General features: G+C 66.3%; 22 protein-coding genes. 10 read left to right on the forward strand and 12 right to left on the reverse strand.

All coding sequences use genetic code 11. The annotated features are described in order from the left end of the window. Positions 1–154 precede the first annotated feature (154 nt). A complete protein-coding gene (locus tag VGQ44_08025) occupies positions 155–931 on the reverse strand; it encodes an SGNH/GDSL hydrolase family protein (protein ID HEV8446752.1) in 777 nt (258 codons plus the stop codon). A gap of 8 nt (positions 932–939) precedes the next feature. Then, on the reverse strand, positions 940–2151 hold the full coding sequence (locus tag VGQ44_08030; protein ID HEV8446753.1) for a 4-hydroxy-3-methylbut-2-enyl diphosphate reductase: 1212 nt from the start codon (positions 2149–2151) through the stop codon (positions 940–942). 180 nt (positions 2152–2331) lie between these two features. On the opposite strand from VGQ44_08030, the gene VGQ44_08035 reads away from it, so the two are divergent. Continuing rightward, positions 2332–2994 carry a CGNR zinc finger domain-containing protein gene (locus VGQ44_08035; protein HEV8446754.1) on the forward strand — a complete coding sequence of 221 codons (663 nt, stop codon included), beginning with the start codon at positions 2332–2334 and terminating at the stop codon, positions 2992–2994. Next, positions 2991–3509: a GNAT family N-acetyltransferase gene (locus VGQ44_08040; protein HEV8446755.1), complete on the forward strand. Its 519-nt coding sequence runs from the start codon at positions 2991–2993 to the stop codon at positions 3507–3509. Before VGQ44_08035 ends, VGQ44_08040 begins: the two co-directional genes overlap by 4 nt. On the opposite strand, the gene VGQ44_08045 is transcribed toward VGQ44_08040, so the two are convergent. The 5 genes from VGQ44_08045 to VGQ44_08065 all read right to left on the reverse strand — a co-directional run bounded on the left by VGQ44_08045 (position 3506) and on the right by VGQ44_08065 (position 8896). Beyond that, a complete protein-coding gene (locus VGQ44_08045) occupies positions 3506–6094 on the reverse strand; it encodes a DEAD/DEAH box helicase (GenBank protein HEV8446756.1) in 2589 nt (862 codons plus the stop codon). The genes VGQ44_08040 and VGQ44_08045 overlap by 4 nt on opposite strands. A gap of 108 nt (positions 6095–6202) precedes the next feature. Next, complete coding sequence (locus tag VGQ44_08050; GenBank protein ID HEV8446757.1) at positions 6203–6568, reverse strand: hypothetical protein; 366 nt, start codon at positions 6566–6568, stop codon at positions 6203–6205. Positions 6569–7110: 542 nt separating this feature from the next. Beyond that, complete coding sequence (locus VGQ44_08055) at positions 7111–8190, reverse strand: ATP-dependent 6-phosphofructokinase (protein HEV8446758.1); 1080 nt, start codon at positions 8188–8190, stop codon at positions 7111–7113. Between the two features lie 7 nt (positions 8191–8197). Continuing rightward, positions 8198–8437: a SelT/SelW/SelH family (seleno)protein gene (locus VGQ44_08060; GenBank protein HEV8446759.1), complete on the reverse strand. Its 240-nt coding sequence runs from the start codon at positions 8435–8437 to the stop codon at positions 8198–8200. Positions 8438–8617: 180 nt separating this feature from the next. After that, complete coding sequence (locus tag VGQ44_08065) at positions 8618–8896, reverse strand: hypothetical protein (protein ID HEV8446760.1); 279 nt, start codon at positions 8894–8896, stop codon at positions 8618–8620. Positions 8897–9128: 232 nt separating this feature from the next. On the opposite strand from VGQ44_08065, the gene VGQ44_08070 reads away from it, so the two are divergent. The 5 genes from VGQ44_08070 to VGQ44_08090 all read left to right on the forward strand — a co-directional run bounded on the left by VGQ44_08070 (position 9129) and on the right by VGQ44_08090 (position 12690). Beyond that, positions 9129–9458, forward strand: a complete 330-nt coding sequence (locus tag VGQ44_08070) for a hypothetical protein (protein ID HEV8446761.1) — start codon at positions 9129–9131, stop codon at positions 9456–9458. A 73-nt stretch (positions 9459–9531) separates the two neighbouring features. Beyond that, the gene (locus VGQ44_08075) at positions 9532–10071 is read left to right on the forward strand and encodes an RNA polymerase sigma factor (GenBank protein ID HEV8446762.1); all 540 of its coding nucleotides are present in this window, start codon (positions 9532–9534) and stop codon (positions 10069–10071) included. After that, on the forward strand, positions 10064–10669 hold the full coding sequence (locus VGQ44_08080; protein HEV8446763.1) for an isoamylase early set domain-containing protein: 606 nt from the start codon (positions 10064–10066) through the stop codon (positions 10667–10669). The genes VGQ44_08075 and VGQ44_08080 overlap by 8 nt, the downstream gene beginning before the upstream one ends. 38 nt (positions 10670–10707) lie before the next feature. Further along, positions 10708–11373, forward strand: a complete 666-nt coding sequence (locus tag VGQ44_08085; protein HEV8446764.1) for a hypothetical protein — start codon at positions 10708–10710, stop codon at positions 11371–11373. A gap of 15 nt (positions 11374–11388) precedes the next feature. Then, entirely contained in the window at positions 11389–12690 is a 1302-nt protein-coding gene (locus VGQ44_08090; GenBank protein HEV8446765.1) for a hypothetical protein, read from the forward strand. 131 nt (positions 12691–12821) lie between these two features. On the opposite strand, the gene VGQ44_08095 is transcribed toward VGQ44_08090, so the two are convergent. The 3 genes from VGQ44_08095 to VGQ44_08105 all read right to left on the reverse strand — a co-directional run bounded on the left by VGQ44_08095 (position 12822) and on the right by VGQ44_08105 (position 16256). Continuing rightward, positions 12822–14006, reverse strand: coding sequence for a DEAD/DEAH box helicase (locus VGQ44_08095; protein ID HEV8446766.1), 1185 nt, complete (start codon positions 14004–14006; stop codon positions 12822–12824). Between the two features lie 241 nt (positions 14007–14247). Continuing rightward, positions 14248–15132, reverse strand: coding sequence for an alpha/beta hydrolase (locus tag VGQ44_08100; GenBank protein HEV8446767.1), 885 nt, complete (start codon positions 15130–15132; stop codon positions 14248–14250). Further along, the gene (locus tag VGQ44_08105) at positions 15129–16256 is read right to left on the reverse strand and encodes a hypothetical protein (GenBank protein ID HEV8446768.1); all 1128 of its coding nucleotides are present in this window, start codon (positions 16254–16256) and stop codon (positions 15129–15131) included. The genes VGQ44_08100 and VGQ44_08105 overlap by 4 nt, the downstream gene beginning before the upstream one ends. Before the next feature lie 332 nt (positions 16257–16588). On the opposite strand from VGQ44_08105, the gene VGQ44_08110 reads away from it, so the two are divergent. Continuing rightward, positions 16589–16963 (forward strand): hypothetical protein, encoded by a 375-nt coding sequence (locus tag VGQ44_08110; GenBank protein HEV8446769.1) that lies wholly within the window; start codon positions 16589–16591, stop codon positions 16961–16963. Between the two features lie 135 nt (positions 16964–17098). After that, complete coding sequence (locus tag VGQ44_08115; protein ID HEV8446770.1) at positions 17099–17917, forward strand: alpha/beta hydrolase; 819 nt, start codon at positions 17099–17101, stop codon at positions 17915–17917. Here VGQ44_08115 and VGQ44_08120 read toward each other — a convergent pair. After that, entirely contained in the window at positions 17914–19929 is a 2016-nt protein-coding gene (locus tag VGQ44_08120; GenBank protein ID HEV8446771.1) for a serine/threonine-protein kinase, read from the reverse strand. The genes VGQ44_08115 and VGQ44_08120 overlap by 4 nt on opposite strands. A 15-nt stretch (positions 19930–19944) precedes the next feature. Next, positions 19945–21921 carry a protein kinase gene (locus VGQ44_08125; GenBank protein ID HEV8446772.1) on the reverse strand — a complete coding sequence of 659 codons (1977 nt, stop codon included), beginning with the start codon at positions 21919–21921 and terminating at the stop codon, positions 19945–19947. A gap of 272 nt (positions 21922–22193) precedes the next feature. Here VGQ44_08125 and lon point away from each other — a divergent pair, with 272 nt between their 5' ends. Continuing rightward, the gene (lon, locus tag VGQ44_08130; protein ID HEV8446773.1) at positions 22194–24779 is read left to right on the forward strand and encodes an endopeptidase La; all 2586 of its coding nucleotides are present in this window, start codon (positions 22194–22196) and stop codon (positions 24777–24779) included. Positions 24780–24828 lie beyond the last annotated feature (49 nt).

The raw sequence follows: 24828 nt of genomic DNA on the forward strand, positions 1-24828 counted from the left end.
CAGTCAACTCCATTTGTGTCCGTCTTCCAATTGTTGATGCCACTTCGCGCGTCGAGCCCCGAGCGCCGCGACAAGCCCTAACGATTGCGACGCGGACTCAAACGGATTGAACTGACAAAGCCGGATGGACTGCCTTTTGGAAACGGCGAACGCGCTATTCGACGACCTTCGCACGCCGCAGCGTCTCGAGCCAGACGCTTCTCACCTGACTCGCGCCCTTCGCGTTCGGCTCGATGAGTGAGCGGCGCCAATACCATTGGTCGGAATCGGCGGCGCTCACGCCGTGGCCGAGGAATTCGGCGTAGACGTCGGCGAGAAGGGTGCGCGGCGTTCCGTTGCCGAGGCCGCGGACGTGTTTGTTGAAGCGGTCGAGGATGTCGAGCGGCAACTGACCCGCGTCGTCGTACACTCCCGGGATCCGTCCGCTGCGATCGGATGGGTCGTACACGGTGGCGATGACGAACGTCCCCGCAGGGAGCTTCGCGCGCAGCATGTCGAGCAGAAAATCGTACGCGTCGGCGATGTCGTTCTCGATGCGGTCGAGGAGCGAGCGGCGCGCGCGGCCGCCGCCCCCGTAGGCGCTCAAGAGATCATTGCCGCCTACCGTGAGCGTGACGAGCGTGGGTTCGTCCGTCTCCTCGAGCTGCGACATCTGTTCACCGAAGACCTCGCCGATCGTCGCCCCGTCAGTGGCGAGATTGCGAAACTCGATCCCCGGAAACCGCGACAACAGATCGTCGCCCGCGAACTCGGGCCATCGGTCGTCGGCGTTGTGGTGGAGCAGCGAGGCCGCGCCGAGCGGAGCCACGCGACCCGCGTCCGGATCCCGCTCGAGCGCGACGGCGACGTCGGCATCGCCCGCGTCGAGCGCCGGGTAGAGGTCGATCGACACGGAGTCGCCGAGGGCGATGTACCGCGCGAGCTCGATCACCTGAGGAGTCAGACCGAGACGTGGAGTCCGCGCGTGGCCAGGATACGCGCGACGACGTCGCCGATTTTATTGTTCGGGGTGCTGGCTCCTGCGGTAATTCCGACTCGCACCGGGCCTTCGGGAAGCCAGTCCCGTGCGTCGGCCTCGGCGTGCTTCACCTGCGCGACGCGATAGTGGATCGTCCGCGCGCCCGGGTCGATGCCCGCCGACGATTCGATGTGATACGACGGAACGCGCTCGGCGCAAAGCGCGGCGAGCGAGATCGTGTTGCTCGAGTTGAAGCCGCCGATCACGACCATCGCGTCGACGCCGGCGTCGAGCAGCTCGCGCACGGCGTCCTGCCGCTCCTGCGTGGCGCTGCAAATCGTGTCGAAGCTGCGGAAGTCGCTCGAGCGCGCGTCTTCGCCGCGAGCGCGCGCGATCGCGTCGCCGACCTCGGCGGCGATCGCCAGCGACTCGCGCGCGAGCATCGTCGTCTGGTTGGCGACGCCGATACGGCGCAGGTGGGGCGCGGGATCGAACCCCGGCGACACGGCGCGCGCGAACGTCTCCATGAGCGAGTCGGCGGACACCCGGCCCTCGATGTAGCCGCAGACGATCTGCGCTTCGTCCATGTTGCGCACGATCAGGTAGTGGCCGTCGGGGTACTTCCGCACCTGCGACGCCGTCGCGCGGGTCTCTTCGTGATAGTACTTGCCGTGGATGAGCGCGGTGAAGCCGTCCTTCGCGTAGCTCTCCACGCGTTTCCAGACGTTGAGCACCGAGCCGCAGGTCGTGTCGACGAGGATGCATCCGGCGTCGCGCAACGCGGCGAAATCGTCGATCGTCACGCCGAACGCCGGCAGGATCACGACGTCCTCGGGCTTGATCGACGAGAAATCGAAGCCCGTCGTCCCGGGCAACAAGATCTCGATGCCCATCTCACGCAGGCGGTCGTTGACGTGCGGGTTGTGGATGATCTCGCCGACGAGCACGATGCGACGGTCGGGAAATTTTCGACGCGTCTGGTACGCGTACTCGACGGCGCGCTCGACGCCGTAGCAGAACCCGAACTCGCGCGCGAGGCGGATCGTGACGTCGCCGACCACGAGCGTGTAGTCGTTCGACTTGAGCAGATCCACGACGCGGCCGTCGTAGTCGGCCGAGAGATCGTCGCGGACTTCGGCGGCCAGCCCGAATCCTCGCCGGTAGTACGTCGACGGATCGGGCGATGGAGACATGCTCACAAATCTAGCGCGAGACACGAATCGATCACGGTTGAAATCGCCGCTTTGCCCCGAATACAAATCGCGACGCGTTCGTCAAGTGGTGGTGATCAGTAACCGCCAAGCCGTGTACGCTTTGTTCGTTCTTGCTGCGCGAAACGCGAAGCGATATGCTTGTCGTCCCTCGCCGCGACGATGCTCACGTTCACTTCCACCTCCGACGCCGGAACCCTGGCCTACGTGCCGCGCCCGATGGGCGAACGGTCGCCGTTCGTCTTTGTCGGTGAGCGGCTCTGGCTCGACTTCGTGAACTCCGAGTTCGGCATTCGACGCTTCGACGCGCTCCGCGACTTCGATTCGATGGTGCGCTGGCTCGAGGCGGCCGCGGTGCTCGACGCGGAACGCGCGAGCGGCATTCGCCGCCGCGCGCAACAGCAGCCGGCGGGCGCGGCCGCGTCGCTCATCGACGCGCGGCGCGTGCGGTCGGCGCTGCGCGCGCTGGCGGAGCGCGGCCCGCTCAGCGATCGCGTGCGCTTCGACGGACTCGGGGAGATCAACCGCGTCCTCGGCCGCAGCGCCGGCACGCGGCGCGTCGAACAACGCGCCGACGGCACGTTCATTCGGTCGTTCGTCCCCGTCGGCGACGCGTTCGCCGGCCTCGTGATCCCGATCGTCGAGTCGGCCGCCGACGCGTTGATTCTCGGCGAGCTGTCGCGCGTGCGCCGCTGCGCCGACCCGCGCTGCCAGCGCGTGTTCTTCGACAACACGAAGAACGGACGTCGCCGCTGGTGCGACATGTCCACGTGCGGCAACCGCGCGAAGGCCGCGCGCCATCGGGAGAAGCTCAAGTCCCATTGAGCCGCGAGGTCGAAGTCGCCCGCACGTATCTCGAGCTGCGGTCGCCCGAGCAACTCCGCCCCGTAGACGCCACCGATCCGTCGGTGGCGTTCGTGCATCGGCCGGCGATCGGCGTCGACGAGTACCGCCGGTTGTATCGCGCGGTCGGATATCGTTGGTACTGGCGGGATCGCAACGCATGGAGCGACGAGCGGCTCGCCGCGCACCTGGCGCGAACGGAGATCTCCGTGTGGGAGTGCCTCGTCGAGGGCGAAAGCGCCGGCTACTTCGAGCTCGAGCGGCGCGACGACGGTTCGGTTGAGATCGCGTACTTCGGACTGATCGAAGCGTTCGTCGGTAAGGGCGTCGGAAAGGCGATGCTGACCCGGGCGGCGCGCGAGGCGTGGGCACTCCAGCCCAACCGCGTATGGCTGCACACGTGCACGCTCGACTCGCCCCATGCGCTGCCCAACTACGAGGCCAGAGGGTTCGCGCGCTTTCGAACCGAGACCTATCTGGCGAACATAGACGACTAACGCCGGCGGCGGCGTTTGCCCCCGCCACGGCGGTGCTGCTCGAACTTCGACGGCGTGCGCTTCGCGTGTTTCTCACGCCGGCGGTCGTGGCGTTCGCGGCGGCGTTCGTCCTCGGCGCGGTCGATCTCGGCGAGCTCCTGCGCGGTGAACGGGCGCTCGAGCTCCTCTTGCAGCTCCTCGAGCGTGGACGCGCGGGCGGCGCCGCGGGCGCCGCGCGTCACGATGAAGCGTAGCGGGCGGTCGAGAACGGGCAGCTCGGACTCGGTGAGGTTGCGCGCGACTTTCTCGGGGATTCGAAGGCGTGCCACACCGAAGGGTTTTCCCTCAGCCGACTCCTCGACGTCGTAGTGAATTTCGACCTCGCGGTCGCGAAGCGACGTCGTCGACGGGAGCGCGGCATAGCGCTCGCGCACCGACGGCGGCACGACGGCGTCGGCGTCGATCGCCAGCGGCGTGCGCCGAAACTCGGTGAACGAATTCACGTTCGCGAGTTGCCGTTCGTACAGCGTCGCCAAATCGGCGAAGCTCAAACGCGGAGTCGCGCCACCCGAGCGTCTGAATGTCTCTCGTATCGACTCGATCGCGGCCTGGTTCTCCCGCGCGCCGGGATGGCGCGCTTCGCCGCGCGCGAGCGCTTCCGCCAACACTCGTCGCGCCCGATCTGCCAACGACGCCGGAAATGCGTCGATTGGTTCGATGTCGCGCTCGAGCTCGAACCCGTGATACTCCACGCGCCGGCGCACGGTGAGCGGCGACCGCTTGTGATCCGCGTCGTAGACGACGTCCGGATCAGCCGTCGTCGCGAATTCCCGCACGACATCGGCCGGCAGCTGCGTTCCCTCGATCGACGCGCGCGGGTTGCCGAACCGGTCGGCGAAATACCGCAAGTCGCCGGCGATCGCGCCCCAGCTGCCGCAGACACTCGTCTTCGAGACGCGCGCCTCTTCGCCCCACACCGTCTGCTCGTCGATCACGAGCGAGAACGGCATGATGTCGGCGACGAGTCTGCGAAACGCGCGAACGGTGTCGTCGCCGGCTCGCACCATGCGCGACGGTAACGGAACGCCGACCGCGCGATAAACGCTCGCCATACCGAGCGCCGCATCCTCGATGGCTTTCACCAGCGCGCCGCGGCGTTCGGCCCACCGCTCGATGCGCTGCTCATCGAACACGTGGCGGGGGAGATCATAGACCATCCCCAGGCTTCCCGCATGTTGGTACGCGTCGGCGTACAGGTTGTATGCGGTGAGATGGTCGCTTCCGGGCACGACGAGCCCCTCGAGATCCCGCTCGTCGCGCGTCATGCGGTGCAGCGACTCGATCGACGCCATCACGGCGAGCTGCGCCAGCAACTCGTCGCCGCCGTGCACGAGCAGCTCGGCCCACTGCCGCTCGACCGGCATCGCCTCCACCGCACGGCCGTACGTCGTGAGCCGACCGTTCTCGGCAATTCCACGCGCTTCGAGCAGGGCGATCGCTCGGCGATACGCCGTCTTGTCGAGCGGGACCGGCAGTTCGAGGTCGTCAGCCCGAACGCCGAGCGCCGCGCAGGTGATCGCGACGCGCTCCGAATCGCCCGCCAACTGAAATTCCGGCTCGGTCGGTTCGAGCGAATCGAACTCGATGTTCCGATCGGAAAGGATGAAAACGCGTCCGCCCTCGACGCGGCCGTGCACGCGCCCGGCCATCTGCAGGATCTCGTTCGCGCCGAGATGCTCCTGCGTCAGCACGTTGCGACCCTTGTCGATCGCGTTGAAGAACTTCACGTCGTCGATGATCACGGTGTCGAGGCCGCGCACGTTGAGCGCGCTCTGACCCGCCGCGGTCATCGCGAGGAAAAACGGCTTCCGCTCTCCCCCTTCGAGAAATGGCCGAATTGTCCGGATCGGCTCGCCGCCGTGATAAAATGCCGTATTGATGCGCGGCGCCGCGTGCCGCACGTGCTCGGCCGCCTCCTCCACGCCGCGCCGCGTCGGAACGAACAGCGCTACGCCGCGGCGATCTTTGCCGAGCTGCCGGAGGAAACGGTCGTCGAGGAATTCGAGCGCGCGCTTTCGAATGACGCGCACCTGCGCGGCGCGCGCCGGATCGAAGTCGTGCACCTGGAGGACGTCGGCCGAATTCAGATAGCGCGCGTAGAAATTCGGATTCACCGTCGCCGATAGCCAGACGAATCGGCAGCCGACGCGCTTGCCGAGCGCCAAGCAGAGTTCGAGCTCGGCGGACGTCTGGTGGATCTCGTCGACGATGATCGTGTCGTGCCGGAGGATGTCGCCTTCCTCGAACCAGCGCCGCGCGATTCCTGTCGTGACGATGATGACGTTCCATGTCGGCGTCTCGGGCGTCGCTTCACGCTCACGATTCACCACGCCGACCTTCAGGTCCCGCGCAGACAAGATCTCTTCGGCGATCGGGCGGATGGCGAGGGTCTTCCCGGTGCCCGTGCCGGCGACGATGCCGAAGCCCTTCCCGCCGCGCGCCAACTCGCGCACCCGCTCGCCGTGGTGCTTCTCGAGAAAAGTCTGAACGCGGAGGTGAACCGCGAGCTCGATCGTCTCACACGCCGCGCGCGTCGGCGCGATCACGATCACGCGTCCCGTCGGCGGCTCGGCCGCGACGAACGCGTCGTGTTCGGGGACGTACTTGTCGCGGACCGCTCGGATCGCGCGAGACGGCGACGGCGTGGAGACCGATTACTCCGGTGGGTGCCCCGGAAGGATCGCCGGTGGCTTCACGCCGGTGAAGCCCTTTGCCCCGGGTGGCAGTCTCGCCTTGTCGCCCTGCTTGCCCTTGGTCGAGTCGGCGTAGTCGTCACCGAACAGGACCTTGCCGTTCGACGGCCGATTCTTGATCGCCGTGGAACAATCGGTCACGGCCGGCTGCTGCGCGGCGGGCACTCCATCGAGCCAGATCCGGCACATGCCCTTTGGTGGACGCGACTCGACCGGCACCGCGGATTCGTTCTTCTTCGCGCTGTCCTTTTGCGGCGTCCGCTGCGCCATGAGAGGCGCGGCGTGCGCCGCGAATCCGACGATGAGTACTGCGAACACCCGCTTCATAGGCCTCCATCCGCTGCCCGAAGAGCCGGGCGGCGATAACCGTACTGGGCACGCCTGGTGCCAGCCTCCATCGACGGCTTCGCCAGCGGAACACTAACGATTGCAATGACTTGGAGGAAACACTGTATACAGTGGAACCCGGTCGGTGTCACCGGAGCGGGAAACCGGTGTCCGTGGGGAGTGACGAGCGAAAGCGGAAAGAGGACTGGCGGGCTCCGAGACTGCCACAGTCCGAAACGGCCGTACTCCGAAACGGCCGTACTCCGAAACTGCCGAACACCGAAACTGACGTACTCCGAGACTGCCCGACTCCGAGACTGCCCGACTGCGACACTGCCCGACTCCGAAACTACCCGACTCCGAAACTACCCGACTCTGAAACTGTGGTCTCAATGCTCTTGGCGTCCGGCAGTTTCGGTGTTCGGGAGTCTCGGAGTTCGGAAGTCTCGCCCTTTCGGACTTCGGAAGTCTCGGAGTTCGGAAGCCTCGGGGTCCGGAAGTCTCGGCCTTTGGCATTTCTCTCCGCTCGTCCGCACCCGATCTCAATCTCCAAAACTGATCCCCGTCGCCCGCGCGGTCAGCACTAGATCATGCGCCGGATCGACACGCTTGGAGTCGCGCAACGCTTCCTTGATCGGAATCGTCACGATGTGCGGCGATTGCAGCGCGACCATGTGCCCCCACTTCTCCTCGGCCACGGCCCGCACCGCGGCGCCCCCGAATCGCGTCGCCAATAGACGGTCGTATCCCGTCGGCATGCCGCCGCGCTGAAGATGGCCGAGCACGAGCGAGCGGGTTTCCTTCCCGGTGCGCGCCTGGATCTCGCGCGCGATCGGTTCGCACAACCCGCCGACCCGTCTCGCTTCTCCGGGCAGCGACTCGCCGAGCGTGGACGTCGTTCCTCCCTTCGGAAACGCGCCTTCGGCCACAACCACGATCGAGAAATGCCGGCCGCCGCGGTCGCGCGCGTCGATCTTCTCGCAGACTTTTTCGATGTCGTAGGGGATCTCCGGAATCAGAATGACGTCGGCCGTTCCGGCGACTCCCGAGTGCAGCGCGATGAATCCGGCGTCGCGCCCCATTACCTCCATGACGATCACACGATCATGCGATTCCGCAGTGGTATGAAGCTTATCAATGGCCTCCATCGCCGTGTTGACCGCGGTGTCGAATCCGAACGTCGTGATCGTGCCGCTCACGTCGTTGTCGATCGTCTTCGGCACGCCGACGATCTTCATCCCTTTGTCGCAGAGCTTCTGCGCGATGGAGAGTGACCCGTCGCCACCGATCGAGATGATCGCGTCGATGCCGAGGCGCGCGGCGTTTTGAAACAGCTCGTCGGAGCGATCCTCACTGAGGATCGTGCCGTCCGGCTGCATCCGCGGATAGTGAAACGGATTGCCGCGGTTCGTCGTGCGGAGGATCGTCCCGCCGAGATGCGCGATGCCGCGCACCGTTTCGCGGGTCATCGGGATCACCTCGTCTTCGCCCATCAACCCGGCGAATCCCCGCTTGATGCCGAGGACTTCCCAGCCCCGATCGACAGCCGAGAGGACGGCCGCGCGAATGACCGCGTTGAGACCCGGCGCGTCGCCGCCGCCGGTCGAGATGGCGATTCTCATGCGCGCGCTAACCGTTGGCGGCGCGACGGGCCTCCAACAGCCGAACGATTTCGCCGGGCGCGGCGTGGCGCTTCAATTTCGATTTCTCGAAAATCGGATGACCCTCGTAAAACACCTCGAACCGCCCACCGCTGGACGGGGTCATCTCGACGTCGGCATCGGGAAATCGCTTGCGAACCTCGGCGGCCAGACCGGTCGCCCGCGGCTCGTAGTTTCACATCGTGCAGTATTCGATCCTCACGCGCACGTCGCGACTCCTTTGGGTCCGGGTTGCGTCACGATTCAAGCTTGAAGCATAGCGCGAGGCGTAGCGCGGAAAAAAGTCCGGCGGCCTGAAGGGGGGCCGCCGGACTTTTCCGCCGAGGAGCTCCCCGCTGAGGCGGGGAGGAGACGACAGTCTCGGCCTCGAGACGAGATGAGAGAATTCTTAGCGAGGGACATGCGTGACCTCGACGAGCCTCGAGATGACCGTATCCTGTTTCGCCACGACCTGGCGAAGTGAATCGACGTCGCTTTGCAGCTGCGAGATGTCGCCTTTCACGGCGCTGATTTCGGAGGCCGCGTCGTTCAGCTCTTGGATGAGCGCAGCCTGCGAGCGCGGGTTCACGCAGCTCGTCGCCGCCAGCAGGAGCAGGGCGACAGGAACGCGCCATAGGATGGCCGCCGACGACGGAGACGAATCTCGAGGCTCGTGCTGGAGACGCATGGGATCGATGCGAGACTGAGGGTCGGGAAGGAAACGGGGCAGTGCGCAGCAAATTGGTGACGGTCGCGTCGGCGGGCGAGGCTGAATTCCCGGGATGTCTCCTCCGCCCTTTGCCCGGCGCTCGCCCCGCAGACCCGCTCACCTCCGCCGAGGATTTTCGCTGCTGGAGGCCACAGTCGTCCTCACTGTCGTCGCCATCCTGTTCGCCATCGCCGCCCCTCGGTTCGCCGCGATGCGTGACGCGTCCGCCGTGCGAGGGGCCATGGCCGAGTTGGGCGGTCAGTTCGCCTTGGCTCGCCAGACCGCCATCGCCCGCCGGGTCGCGTCGGCCGTCGTGATCGACGCGGCCGCCGGCGTCGTCGAGATCAGAACCGGGGGTGCCCGGGTCTCCCGCCGAGAGCTCCGAGCCGTGTACGGGATCGTTTTGGCGTCGAACAGGGATTCAGCCGTGTACGACGCCCGCGGTTTGGGTTACGGCGTGACAAATCTCACAGTCACGGTGCGTCGCGGGACGTTGATTGACACGTTGACTATGTCCCGGCTCGGAAGAACCAAGTGGTGACGCTCCTTAGTTTTGTGGCTGGGCAGTTTGCGATGTGACGTTCGCTGGATGGGGGTGGGTTATAGGCAAGGACATGAGCGACGATGCCGCCGACGTTCAACGCGTGCTGGCGGGCAACGTTGACGCTTACGCCGCGTTGGTCGACCGATACTACGACCGGTGCGCGCGTTTTGCAGTCCGAATGCTGGGAAACCGCGACGACGCGGAAGATGCGCTGCAGGCGACGTTCGTCCGAGCCTACCGCGCGCTGGATCGGTATCAGGAACGCGACCGTTTCAGCGCCTGGTTGTATCGGATTCTGGTGAATCAATGTCGTAGTGTTGCTGCACGCAGGGCCCATAGGGAGCGGGTGTTCGTGCGAGAGGAAGCTCTCCTCGCCAATGCACCCGATCGGTCGCAGGGTTGGACTGGTGAGGACGAGGAATTCGTCCAGCGGGTGTTGAACGAGTTGGACCCGTTGCTCCGAGAGGCGTTTCTCCTGAAGTACATCGAAGAGATGAGCTACGAGGAGATGTCTGCGCTGACTGGCGTTGGGGTCTCCGCGTTGAAGATGCGAGCGAAGCGCGCATGCGATCGCCTGCGCGAGCGGTGGGAGCGGATCAAGAATGACTGAGCCGGACCTGAGCCCGTACGTGGAATGGATCGCCCGCGAGGCACGCCGCCCCGTCGTCATGGACGCGGGCGCTCGTGATCGCGTCATGGCGGCCGTCCGCGCCGAGCCTGTTCCACACCGCGGCTTTGTTCGCCAGATCGGTAACGCGTTCCAGCGGTTCGCCGAACCGCGCGCGTTCAGTGTGTCGCCTGCGCGGAGCACGCTCCTCGCGGCGGGCCTCGTCGGTATCGGTGTCTTTGCCGGCGCGGTGATGACTAACCGGGACGGCCGCCCGACGGCCGGGCAACCTCAGGTTGCTGCTCCTGTCACCAGGCTCCCGGTTTCAGACACGTTCGTGAAGTTCACGTTCGTGGCGCCGTCGGCCAAGGCGGTCACGCTGGTCGGCGATTTCAACGATTGGGACGTGTCACGGACGCCCATGGCGGAGTCGGGCGGCGTTTGGACCGTCGTCGTACCGATGGCCGCAGGGCGGCATCAGTACTCGTACGTGGTGGACGGAAAATCGTGGAGCAGCGATCCGAACGCCCCCTCCGCGCCCGATGACGGGTTCGGTCACACGAATTCCGTAAAGATCGTAGGGAGAGGATCCACCTCGTGACCTTCGCTCGCGGTCTGGCTTCACGCATTGCCTTCGGCATGGCCAACGTCGCGGCGCGCCCTGCGCGCTGTGCCGCGGCGGCGCTCGCGCTCGCCGTCGCGGCCCCAATGGTGTTGCGCGCCCAGGACGCAGAGCCCGACCGCCTGGCCAAGCTGGACGTCGGCAGCCGACTCAGGATCACGATGTTGATCGACTCGGCGAACACCGAAGGACTCCCCGCCCGGCTCCTCCGGCTCAAGGCGTACGAGGGAATCGCCAAGAAGGCCGACGGGCGGCTGATCGCAGACGCCGTGCGCCGCGAGCTAATCGCGCTTCGTGTGGCCCGCGCCCAGCTCGGCGACGTGGACGACGACGAATTGGCAGCTGCCGCGGCGGTCATCGAAGCCGGCGCAAAGCCGGTGCAGCTTGCGGTATTCCGTCCGCGCGTCAAGAACCGCAGCGACCTTCAAGCGTTCACAACCTGGGCAAGCTTGATGTTCCGCGGCGTTCCCACCGAAGATGCGTCCTCGGCCATATCCAAGTTGTGGCAGGACGGGGCGGATGACGCGACGTTCGTGAGCTTGTGGAACAACGTGCAGTCCGACATCCTTAGAGGGCTCAATCCGGGCACGGCGCTACAGAACCGGATTCGAGAAGCCCCCTCCTCCGGTCGGGCACCACCCAGCAAGCCGCCAGAGGGGCAGGAGCGCGAAGGGTCGGAGTGAACCGAACGGAGTGATATGCGCGAACCGAAGGTCGCCATCGTCACGTTGACCACTGCGCTGCTCGTTGCGGCTCCTACGGGACCGCGACTGGCGGCGCAGATCGTCTCCAAGCTGGAGGCGAGCCAGTATACGGTGAACGACGGCGCTCTTCCGCTCAGTGCGATCCGGTTCGCTCCGAGTTTCGAGTGGATGCGGCCATACGCGAAGTTGACCGCGCGGGGTTCCGCGCTGCTCGCGGACCAGCAACTCCAGATCGCCGACGGCATCGTCTCCGGTACGTTCACTTCGCCGACCGTCTACGGCGTCCGCGCCGAGATGCTTGGCAACGCCAGCCGCGCGCTCGACGATCGCTCGCTGGGCACCGACCAGGTCGACGTTCAGACGCGCGTGCACGTGCTCTTCCACGACTACGGCGGCATGTGGTTCGGCGGCGGCGTGGCTCGTCCGTGGCGCGTCGCGGTCGTTTCCAGCGCCGACGTAGCGGACGCGGGGCTCTGGACCAAGGTCGGCGACATCACGAACACATTCGGCATCGCCACCTTTACCACGACCTTCACGAATTTTTCGTTCAGCAAGATCGCCGCGGTCCACGACACGGTCAGCGCGGCCGTGTCTTGCTCGTCGGAACCACCGGTCACCAACTCTGTCGGCATGGTAGCCACGTTGCGGGCGCTGAGTACCGCTCCCGCAAGCACCGACGCGTGCGACCGGCAGTCGCGCTTCAGCGATCTCGAGGCGTCGGTCCGCTGGGACGTCGGGCCGGTCGAGTTCACCGGCCAGATGGGGCACCGGTTCGGCGACTCGTACGACGTCACGCCCGACTCGCGTCGCTGGAGCTCGGCGAGCGCCACGATGTGGCTCAGCGACCGCGTGGCGATCATCGCGGGCGGCGGACGGCAGCCGGCGCTGCCACTGCGCGGTCTCCCAGCGCGCACCTTCGGCATGGCCGGTCTCGAAATCGCGTATTCGCCGATCTCAAAGACGGCGGTGCCGGTCTCGCTTCCTCACGCGGTGCTGGTGCGCAGCTTCGAGGCGCACGCCGCGGCAAACGGGATGGAAAAGATCGTCGTTCGGGTCGGCGGCGTCGAAGGCGTAGAAGTCATGGGCGACTTCAGCGACTGGAGCCCGCTCACCCTCACCCGCCGCGGCCGCGACCTCTGGGAGCTCACGCTGCCGATCTCGTCGGGCGTCCACAGCTTCAACGTGCGGGTCGACGGCGGCCCGTGGTCGCCGCCTCCCGGCGTCCCGATCATTCGCGACGGGTTCAACGGCGAAGTCGGTCTCGTCGTCATCACGCGCGACAAGGGCAGCCACTAGGGGAACTGCCTCGGTAACATCCCGATCGCAGTTCGCCAAGAGTTTTCAGTTCGTTGTTCAGTTCAACCCGCTTTGCTCTGCAGTATCCCGCGGCACTCCGCGAAACCCGCCAAGCTCGCCGGCCGAAAGAATCAGTCCGCGGCCTCGGTCCCGAAATCGAATCCTGGAACTGAAATCCGTGGGATTGGCTGACCGATCACGCGTTCGATGAGACGCACCATCGCGATCTCGTCGGGAGACATGAACGTGAACGCGTCGCCTTCCTTCGCGGCTCGGCCGGTGCGCCCGATGCGGTGGACGTAGTCTTCGGCTTGCTGCGGCACGTCGTAGTTGATGACGTGCGAGATGCCGGAGATGTCGAGACCGCGTTGCGCGATGTCTGTCGCGACGAGCACACGTACGCGACCGCTCCTGAAATCCTCGAGGGCTCGCGCGCGCTGCGGCTGCGTCTTGTCGGCGTGCAGTGCCGCCGATTCGATGCCGTCGCGCTCGAGATGCCGCACGACGCGATCGGCGCCGTGCTTCGTGCGCGTGAAGACCAGCACGGAATCGAGACGATCCTCGCGCAGGAGTCGCGCGAGCAACGCGCTCTTTCGCTCGCGCGGCACCGGGTACACCGCGTGTGACACCGTGTTCGCGGCCTGCGAGCGGCGTCCTACCTGCACGACGACCGGCTTACGCAGGTATTTCCGCGCCAGCGCCTCGACCTCGGGGGGCATTGTCGCGCTGAACAACAACGTTTGCCGGTAGCTCGGAATCTGCGCGACGATTCGGTTGATCTGCGGCGCGAATCCCATGTCGAGCATGCGATCCGCTTCGTCGAGCACGAGCACCTCGAGGTCGTCGAACACGACGTTCTGTCGCTCGAGATGGTCGATGAGCCGCCCCGGAGTGGCGACGACGATGTCGACGCCGGCGCGTAGCCGTTTTTGTTGCGGCTCGATCGGAACGCCGCCGTAGACCGACGCCGCGCCGAGCTCCGCGTGCCGGGCGTACTTCCGCACGCTCTCTTCCACCTGGACGCACAGCTCGCGCGTCGGGGTGAGCACCAGGGCCCGCGTTCGGCGCGGGCCATTGAGCAGACGGTCGACGATGGGGAGGGTGAACGCGGCAGTCTTGCCGGTTCCTGTTTGCGCGAGTCCCATCACGTCGCGCCCTTGGAGGACTAGCGGGATCGCCTGCGCCTGAATTGGCGTCGGATGCTGATATCCCGCGTCGCGGATCGCGCTCAGCGCTTCCGCCGACAGCCCGAGCTCATCAAACGTGCGAGTCTCTGCGGCTGCCGCCTGCTCTACTTCAGTTGTGTGTATTGCCATGGGTTCCATTGATCGCGCACCGGGGCCGCGCACCCGGGGCCTTCCCGGGATCGGTGCTTTCTACTGTGCCGGCACGCGCCGGCGCTACATCGCAGAGCTGCCAGCTCCACGAAACGAGGGGCGTTGCGGCCCGCGCACCGAAATGCACGTCGCTCCCCGCCGCCGCGACTGTACTGGCGCCTCCGTAGAGGCCCTGCCGCAGCACTTCGACCTTCAATATAACTCCTTATCAGACTTGGCGCTAGCCAATGCGACGCACCTGATTCAAGAACGATGCGACGAGCTGATGTGTCTCGCCGGGACATTCCTCGTGCGCCACATGGCCGGCATCCAGTTCGTGCACTGCCGCTCGTGGAATCTGTGACGCGGCGGCGCCGGCGTCTCGTATCAGACGATCCTTCCGACCGAGTATCACCAGACTCGGCACCGCCAACCGTTCGAGCTGCGATGCGCCCAAGGGCCGCCAGTCGAATTCTTCGGCCGACGCCCTGGCCGCCAACGTGAAACCGGGGAGCTGTGTCGGGGCCCAGTACTCGTCGACATCTCTTTCCGTGGCGCGCGACGGATCACCGTACGCGATGTGCCGGAGGATCCAACCCGCCTCCCAACGAGGCACGAGAAGCCCCTCGACGCGGGCCGCGATCGCGCGCGGCATTAGTCGTGGAAGCGACAGGAAGGCGACAGGCACGATCCCGACCGGAGAGACGAGTACGAGACCACGAACTCGGTCCGGTCGCGCCAAGGCGTACGCCAGCGCGATCCCGGCGCCCATCGAGTGAGCCATCAGAACCACGCGAGTCGACGCGACTTCGTCGAGCAATGCGTCGAGATCGGCGACGTACGCGTCGAGCGCGTACGAGTCTCGTGCCGACGGTTTGTCCGACAGTCCGAAACCGCGCAGGTCGACCGCCAAGCAATGCACGCCGAGCGCGGGAAGCGACTCCAGTTCGTGGCGGAACGAATATGCCGACGCAACCCACCCGTGCAGCATGACGACGTCGATGTCGCCCGAGAATCCGCTTTCGAGGATTCGAACGCGCGTTTGCGTGACGAGCGTCACAAACCGCACGGTGATGTCATCGTGGCCGGCCGGAAACATCTCGGCCGGGGACAGCGGGCGCGTCACACGAGCTCGATCGTTCTTCCCGCGAGCCGGCCGATGAGGCCGAGTCGGAAGGTCACGTCGGTCCAGCGCTCGTCGCCCGCGAGGTGATCCTCGAGCGGGTAGAGCGGCCAGAGATACGGGTTCGAGCTTCGAACCGCCGACATGCCCTTGTGCGGATGCCAGACGCCGTGTTCGTCGCGATCGTCGAGGAACCGATCGTACAGCTTGCTCCAGTTGTCGTTGCGCCGGAGATAGCCGAGGCGCGCCATCAGCTCGAGCCACGTGATGGCGAACGCGACGTCGTCGTCGGCGGCGTTGCGATTCGGGAGCATGTCGCCGAGGACGAGCTGCGGCTGAGCGATCGCCTTTGTGCCGACCAGCTGCATGCCTTCCTGTCGAGGGAGCGGCTGCGACACATGCTGGTAGATCGCCTCCATCGCGTCGTGGTGCTCGTTGCGAAAGAGCGGCATGTACGCAAGCATGAACAACAGGTGGATCGACGGCGGCGCCGCCTCGGCGGCGAGCACGTGCTGGTTGCCCATGCGCACGAACGGCTTCTGCGCGAGCGGCGATCGGATGTACGCAACGACGCGCTCGAGAATGCGGCGCGCGGCGCCGCGAAGCCGGGGATCTCCCTCGTAGCCCGCCTGCGCGAGCGCGGCCGCGGCGGCTTCGCGCAGAATCGCGCGAGATCGTTTCGCGAGATCTTCGTCGAAGGTTCCCTTGCTACCGAACTCGAACAGGTATTCGGGATCGTTGTCTTCGGCGAGGAGACGAAAAAGAATTCGGCGCGCGTGCGTGAGCGGCGGCGTGTCCTTGTCCCATCCGTACTCGAGGAGGCGACGCACGGCGGTGATGGTCCCGATGCCGTCGAAGTGCTCTCCGCGAGAAGATGGGATCGAGAGCATCGCGTGATTCCACGTTCCATCTGCCTGCTGCATCACAGCCAACGTCAACGCCGGCTCGTACGTAAACGGGAGTGATGCGATCTGCTCTGTGATCGCGCCTGCAGGTTTTGCGACTTCCGTCACAGATCGGAACTTGATCGGCGCCGACGCGTGCTCGAGCAGCCACGTGATCGGGAACGAAATCGGTGGTGACGGTGGCGCCGCAGCCGAGGTCAGTGGCGTTGCGGAAGACGGCAACAGCGCGGGAGTAGGACCCGACGAAGGCGAGCTGGAGGGGGGAAGGGGCGGCAGAGTCACGAAGGTCGCTCAGTCCGAGCCTGCGGTACCCAACCAGCGTCGGCGCTGGGAACGAGGATCATCCTGCGTTTGGGGCGGTAAGGATAGCAGTTTTGAGTTTTTGCGCTAGAGGGCGCCAACTAAGACGTTGCGCTCACAATGGTTGTCGATGCGCGGGATCGTGGCGCACCCGACGCTGATGTCGCATTCCTGTTGCATGAGATGTACACGCGGGATCGCGGTCTGATGCACGCACGGCGAAGGTCTCTCCACAATTCTTTGGGGGCAGAAACATGAAGACGATGACTCGGATGGCGATGATGGTGGCCGTGATGTTCCTGGCCGTGACCAGTGTTGGTCAGGCGCAGGGTGGTGGCGGTGGTGGCCGCGGTCAAAACCGCATCGACGGCGTTCTGAAGGATTCGCTCAAGGTGTCCGACGCGATTCTCGCCAAGGCCGATTCCATCCAGAAGAAGTACTCCGCGGACATGGCGCCGCTGATGCAGGCCATGCGCGGCGGTGACCAGGATGCGCGCACGAAGCTCAACGATCTTCGCACCAAGCAGACGGCCGACATCAAGGCGCTGCTCACGGCTGACCAGGCCGCGCAGTTCGACAAGATCATGGCCGCGATGCCGCAAGGACGTCGCGGCGGCGGCACGCGCTAGTCGCGCTGGCCGCACCGATTGAAACGCGGGCCGTCCTCCGACGGCCCGCGTTTTTTCACGCCGACATCATCATATCACTGGCATTCGAGAACCGTCTCCCGCATCTTCCCCGCCCCTATGCAAGACGGTTGACGCGTGCGCGGCGAGTTCATCGATCTGTCGGGCGCGCGTCTCTACTACTACGCCGCCGGCACACGCGGCTCCGGAAATCCGGTCGTGTTCATCCACGGATTCCCGACGTCGGGACACCTCTGGAGCGAAGTCGTCTCGCTCATGCCGCCCGGACACCGTCTCGTCGTGCTCGACCTTCTCGGCTACGGACGCAGCGACCGCCCGTTGTCGCGCGGCGTCGACGCGAGCGCGCACGCCGAGCGCGTCGTCGCGCTGCTCGATGAGCTGCGCATCGATCGCGCGTGCGTCGTCGGCCACGGATTCGGCGGCGGCGTCGCGCAGTGCATCGCGGTGCGGCATCCGCAGCGCGTCTCGCACCTCGCCCTGATCGACAGCATCGCGTTCGACCGCTGGCCGATCGCGCGCCTGCGCGTTTCGCGCGCGATGCTCCCGCTGGCGACGATCCTTCCGCCGCCATTTCTCGTCTCGCGGCTCAGACGCGAAGTCGAGCGCGGCTTCGGCGACCGCGCTCGCGCGTCGCGCTCGATCGACATTTACCTGCGGCCGTTCGCCGGGCATGACGGCGCCGCCGCGGCGGCGGCCCACATAAAAGGACTCTCAACGCCGGACCGCGACGTCCACGCGCGGCTGTCGTCGCTCGACATCCCGGCCGCCGTCGTGTGGGGACGTCGCGACCGCGTGCTGCCGCTCGACACCGGCAAAACGCTCGCCGGCCGGATTCCCCACGCGACCCTCGACGTGATCGCCGACGCCCAGCACTTCACGCCGGAAGAGACGCCGCGTCAAGTGGCGGACGCGGTCGCCTCGCTTCTGCGCCGCTAGAGCTTGCGCAGCTCTTCGGCCGCTTCGACCGCGTGCCCGATGTCGCGCGACAAGGCGCGCGCTTCCTGGGTCGCGTGCGTGTTGTCTTCGATCTGCGAGCCGAGCCCCGACGAACGAAACTTGAGCAGATCGAACTTCAAGTTCTGTAACATGAGGCTGGCGCTCTCCAGTTGGCTGGCGAGCGATCGCCGACGCTCGAGCAGGTCTGCCAGCGAATTGCGTTGGCGCTGGAGAAGCGATTGGCGCCGCTCGCGCTCGGGCGTGTCCGGCTCGGACGGGAGCGACGCGAGACGCTGATCCAGCGCGCCGAGCGACGCGCCCGAGACGTCGGCGTCGAGGCGGTGGAGCGTCGTCGCGACGACGCCGACGCGCTGCGCGAGCGCGTCGACCGTCGGTCCGACATCCGGAATGAGGTCCCTCTCGATCGCCCCGAACGAGCTCGTGATGTCGCGCATGAGGGCGCGGTCCGCGGCGGCGCGCTTGATCGTGTCGCCGTACGGACCGGCCAATACGTCGGGTGGCGCGAGCTGCGCCGCGAGCTGCTCCGGCGTCGGCGGCGGAGGCGGCGGCGGCAGTGGCGCCGCGATTCCCTTCTGCACCTCCACGGCGCCACGCTCGGCGCGCAGCCTTGCGCGGATTCCCTTCTTGAAGGCGTCGATCGGGCCCACGCCGTCCGTCCAGATCGACACGCCGCGCCGCAGCACGTTCAGGAACATCAGGCCGCTCGGAATCAAGAACCAGGGCGGACCGCCGGTCATCGCCCCGTTGACGACCATCAACACGCCGCTCACACCCGCCCAGTTCATGACGCTGTGGCGGAATGCGTCCACGCGCTCGTCGAGCGGCCGCTCTTCGAATCGTTGGTGGGCCTGGAGCTGAAGGCCGATGACCCGGACCTCGCGGTCGAACGCGGCCCGCTCCTCCGAACGCAAAAGTCTTCGCTGATCCTTGTACCAGCGGCGCACTTCCTTCCGGCTCATGCCCGGAGGCGGCAGTGGAAAATGGCGCGCCGGCGACTGCGCCTGCGGCGGCATCGGTGCGGTAGATGGCGCGGGAACCGCTGCTGACGAAGCGCTTCGCTCTGCGCCGCCAGGGTACGGTGGGATTTGTGACGACGGCGGCGTCCAGGCTTGCCGGCGCCGGTGAGATGCCTGCGCTCCCGCCAACGCGTCGCGGAACTCGGCGGCGTCGGACCACCGGTCCTCCGGCTTTTTCGCCAGCGCACGGTCGATCGCCACGGCGAGGTACGCGGGCACGTCGGAACGCCGCTCGCGGATCGGGCGCGGACGCTCCGACACGTGCTTCACGAGCATCGCCGGCGTGTTCACCGCCTGGAACGGTGTGTCGCCGGTGAGCATGTGGTAGCCGACGACCGCGAGCGAATAGAGATCGCTGCGCCCATCGACGTCGCGCTCGCCGAGCGCCTGTTCCGGCGACATGTACGCCGGCGTGCCCACTGCGACGCCGGTCGCGGTGATTCGCGTCTCGCCCACTTTGGCGCGCGCGATCCCGAAGTCCGTGACCATCGGCCGGCCGCTCGCGCGGTCGATGAGGATGTTGTCGGGCTTGATGTCGCGATGCACGACGCCGCGCGCGTGCGCGTACGCGAGGGCGTCCGCCACCTCCCGCAGCACGCGGACCGTTTGATCCACGGGCCAGCAGCCTTCGCGCGCGAGATGCTGTCCGAGGCTTTCGCCCTCGATGTAGGCCATCACGATAAAGGCCAGGCTCCCGGACCCCGAGACTTCGCCTCCGACCTCGTCCACGCTGTAGATCGGAACGATGTTCGGATGGCTGAGCTGCGCGGCCGTCTGCGCCTCGCGAATGAATCGCGTGCGGACCGAATCGTTGAACGCGATGTCCGGCGGCAGAACCTTGATCGCTACCGTGCGGTGCAGACGCGAGTCGATCGCGCGGTACACGACGGACATGCCGCCGCGTCCGATCTCGCGCTCGACTTGGTATTGGGTGCCGACCGCGACTGTGAGTCTGTCGCGCAGATAGTCGTTCACATCGACCGCGCCGTGTTAGCGCGCCGCCGACGGGCGCGCCTGTTTCGACCCCGTCGTGCGCATTTCGTCGGCCACGTAGAGAGCCGTGTCGACGCTGTCAGCCAGGTTCAGCGCGTCCATCGCTAGCGACGTGATGTGCTGCGGCGTTTGCGAGCCCGCGTTGAGTCGGATCAGGTCGAGCTTGATGTTCTGGAGCGCGACGAGACAGGTCTCGAGCTTGGCGGCGATCGATCCGCGTTTCGCCGACACTTCGGCGATCGCGCGACGCTGCCGCTTCAGGAAGGCGAGCCGGCGCACGCGCTCGTCGCTCCCGGTCTGGTCGAGCGGGTTCGCGGCGTTCTCGAGGCGCGAGATCTCGGCCTCGAGCGCTTCGGATCCGCCGGCCGCGGCGCTTCGGTCGATGTCGCCGAGCGCGAGGGCAAGATTTCGCACGCGATCCGCGAGCGCGCTGGCCGAGCGGCCCACGTCGGGAATCCGTTGCCGCTCGGAGGCCGGCATCCGCTCGAGCAGCGCGAGAATCTCGTTGCGGTCGCGCTCCGCGCGATGAATCCGGTCGCCGAACGCGCCTGCGGCGCGGGCGACGTCGTCCATCGCGAGCGGCGGAAGCGGCGGCGCTCCGGCACCGCCCGGCGCGTAGCTCACCGCGTTCACCGGACGCGAGATTCGATTGCGGCGCTGCTCGCGCATCGCGCGTCGCTTGTCGCGATCGAACATCGATCGTGCATAGGTGATCGCGTCCTCGGCGACGTCGATCAAGTCGCGCTCGCGCGGCTGGCGAAACACGTCGCGCCAGTCATAGCCGTCGGACCACAATCGCGAATAGCGAAACGCCATGAAGATGGTCCAGATCACCGGGATCCAGAGCACATCCACGCCGGCGGTTACGTCCAGCACGACGAGCACGCCGTTGATGAAGAGATACGGCGCGACTTTCTTGCGGAACCTGACGACTTCCGGCGCTTCCCAGCGACGGTACTCGTCTGGTGTGGGCAACCGCTCGCCGTACGACGGCTGCTGCGACCCCCCGCCGACCGGATATGCCGGCTGCGGCGCCGTGCTCGGCGCGCTCGGGATCGGCGCGGTGTTGGCGACCGCCGTCGAGGTACTGCTCGGGAACGCCGGCATGCGGCCCGTGTCGAGCGCCACGACCACCGAGCTCGCCGACGGGAAGCGGTTGGCCGGGTCCTTCTCGAGCAACTGCATGATGACGCGCGCGAGATCGGGCGGCACGTCGGACCGTCGTTGTTCGATCGGGACGGGTCGTTCCGACACGTGCTTGACGAGGATCGCCGGCGTGCTGTTCGCGACGAACGGCGGCTCGCCGCTCAGCATCTGATATCCGAGGATCCCCAGCGAGTACAGGTCGCTGCGACCATCGATGGCGCGCTCGCCGGCGGCCTGCTCGGGGCTCATGTACGTGGGCGTGCCGATGGCGATCCCGGTCGCCGTGAGTCGCGTCTCCCCCTCAGTGACAGCGCGGGCGATGCCGAAGTCCGTGACCATCGGGCGGCCGCTGTCGGCGTCGATCAGGATGTTGTCAGGCTTGATGTCGCGATGGATCACCCCGCGTTCGTGGGCGTAAGCGAGCGCGTCCGCTACGTCGCGTAGGATGCGTCTCGTCTGATCGATCGACAGCGCGCCGTGCTCATGGAGCAGCTTCGCGACATTGTCGCCCGTCACGTACGCCATCACGAAGAACACGATGCCGCCGGACTCGTCGACGGCGTAGATGTCCACGATGTTCGGATGGTTGAGCTGCGCGGCCATCTCGGCCTCTCGCAGGAACCTGGTCTTGATTTCGCTGCGGAACGCAAGTTCGGGAGGCAATACTTTGATGGCGACCGTGCGCTTCAAACGGCGATCTTTGGCGCGGTAGACGACTCCCATGCCGCCGCGCCCGATCTCGCAATCCAGCTCGTAATGGACACTGAGCGCGCGCTCGACGAGCGAGCGCAGCTCTGTATCCGATTGCGGTGAAACGGGCTCGGACAAGCGATTAGCTCGCTTTAGCGGGGCGAAGGGGAAGGGTGGGAGTGACGCATTTTAGCATACGGCGAAACTTCCGGAAAGATTAGGAGGGTTTATACGCCGGAGCGGCAGTCGCGGTACCGATTCTTGTCTCGGGTGCGCCAGAACGGTCGGCTGACGCTGCCACCGTGACGGAGATCCGAAGCGCGCAGCATGCGTAGTGGAATGCGGTGTGCGACGCCGGGCCTAGCCGGTCTGCGTCGTCAGTTGCACGTTCCCACATCCGACCACCAAAAATGGCAACTCGCCAGACCCTTCCAGTTCTACCGCTCCGGGGCACGGTCATCTTCCCCGGGTTGACGGCTCCGATCGCCGCGGGGCGGCCGGGGACCCTGCGCGCCATCGAATCAGCCCTCAAAGGCGAGCGGCTGGTCTTTGCCGTGGCGCAGCGCGACAACACCGACGAGCCGGCCCCGGACATCCTGTACTCGATGGGCGTCATCGCGCGCATCGGTCAGATCCAGCGCGGGCTCGGCGGCGTCCAACTGCTCCTCCAGGGCGAACAGCGGGCGACGTCCCTCCAGTTCAGCAATACCGAGGGCTTCCTCAGCGCGGTCGTGATGCCCGTCGAGGAGATGAAGCCGGTCAACGAGAACGACCCGGCCTTCGTCGCCCTCCACAAGGAGTTGCGCGAACGCGCCGCCGAACTCGGCGAACGGCGCGGGCTCCCGGAGGAAGTCGTCCACCAAGTGCTCGACGCCGTTACTGACCCCGGTCGCTTCGCCGACCTCGTGGCCGGCTACATCGAGGTGCCGCCTGCCGAGAAGCAGGGGCTTCTCGAGACGCTCAGCGTCGAGGAGCGGCTCCGCCGCGTGCTCGTGCAGGTTCAAAAGCAGATCGGAATGCTCGAGGCGCAGGAAGAGATCAAGTCGCAAGTCCAGGAAGAGCTCGGAGAGCGCCAGCGCGAGATGTATCTCCGCGAGCAGATGAAGGCGATCCAGAAAGAGCTCGGCGACGGCGACGAGTCGAAAGAGATCTCCGAGCTGCGCGAAAAGCTCGACAAGCTCGAGCTGCCCAAGGACGCGCGACAGGAAGTCGAGCGTGAGCTCGGACGACTCGAGCGATCCGGCCGCGAGTCGATGGAAGCACAGGTCATTCGCACGTACCTCGAGTGGGTCGCCGAGCTGCCGTGGAACGAGCGCTCCGACGACAACCTCGATCTGGTGCGCGCGCAGACCGTTCTCGACGAGGATCACTACGGGCTGCCGGACGTGAAGGATCGCGTGCTCGAGTTCCTCGCCGTGCGCCAGCTGCGCGCCGCGCAACTCGAGGACGAGCTCAAGCAGACGGGCGAGATGTCGATCGCCAAGCTCAAGGCGACCAAAGAGGACGCAACGCCTCAACTCACCGGCATGCACAACGGTGAGCGTCAGATCACGGACGCGAAGGAAGCGAAGGCTCGCGCGATGGCGAAGGGCCCGATCCTGCTCTTCGTCGGACCGCCCGGCGTCGGCAAGACCTCGATCGCCAAATCGATCGCGCGCTCGCTCGGCAAACAGTACGTTCGCGTGTCACTCGGCGGCGCGCGCGACGAAGCGGACATCCGCGGCCATCGTCGCACGTACGTCGGCGCGATGCCGGGGCGAATCATCCAGGGAATGAAACAGGCGGGCACCAAGAACCCCGTCTTCCTGCTCGACGAAGTCGATAAGCTCGGCGTGTCCTTCCAGGGCGATCCGGCGAGCGCGCTCCTCGAGGTGCTCGACCCCGCGCAGAACGACAACTTCACCGACCACTATTTGGGTGTGCCGTTCGACCTGAGCGAAGTGCTCTTCATCGCGACGGCGAACTTCATCCAGAACATTCCGGGCCCGCTGCTCGACCGCATGGAAGTCGTCGAGTTCGCCGGCTACACGGAAAAGGAAAAGGCGGAGATCGCCAAGAAGTACCTGATTCCTCGTCAGATCGAGGAGTCGGGGCTCGCGGGTAAGAACGTCGCCCTCTCCGATGACGCGGTAACGGCGATCATCAGCAAGTACACGCGCGAAGCGGGCGTTCGCCAGCTCGAGCGTCAGGTCGGTGCGGTGACACGCAAGGTCGCGCGCAAGATCGCGGCGGGCGACACGAAGATGATCGAGGACGGAAAGATCGACGCCGAAGAGGTGCGCACGCTGCTCGGACGTCCGCGCGTGCATCCGGAGCGCGCCGCCGAGGAGAACGAGATCGGCGTCGCGACGGGGATGTACTACACGCCCGCCGGCGGCGACATCATGTTCGTCGAAGCGTCGATCCGGCGCATGTTCGGCGCGGGCCAACGTTCGACCGACGAGGAGCGCACGCAGGTGAGCGGCTGGGGCAACGTGTCGCTCATCCTCACCGGCCAGCTCGGCGACGTGATGAAAGAGTCGGCGCGCGCGGCGATGACGTATGCGGCGACGCACGCGTCGAAGCTCCAGATCCCCGAGGACCGACTCGGCTCGATCGAGGTGCACATCCACGTGCCCGCCGGCGCCATTCCGAAGGACGGTCCGTCCGCCGGCGTGACGATGGCGACGGCGTTGGTGAGCGCGATGTCGGGCCGCGCGGTTCGCAAAGACGTGGCGATGACGGGCGAGATCACGCTCCGCGGACGCGTGCTGCCGATCGGGGGCGTGAAGGAAAAAGTGCTCGGCGCCCATCGGGCGGGGATCAAGACGATCATCCTCCCGAAGGAGAACGAGGCCGACATGGAGGACATCCCGGAGGACGTTCGCAGCCAGCTCGAGTTCCATTGCGTTGCGACGCTCGAGGAGGTGTTTTCCATCGCGCTGGTGCCGGTGGCCGCGCAGTCGGGCGCGAACGCCCCGACGTTGATGGAGACCGACGCGGCGAAGGTGGCGTAGCGTCGCGGCGGGCGACTGAGCTCGGGCTCAGTCGCCCGCCGAGTGCTCG

Source organism: Gemmatimonadaceae bacterium, from assembly GCA_036003045.1.
Lineage (GTDB): Bacteria > Gemmatimonadota > Gemmatimonadetes > Gemmatimonadales > Gemmatimonadaceae > JAQBQB01.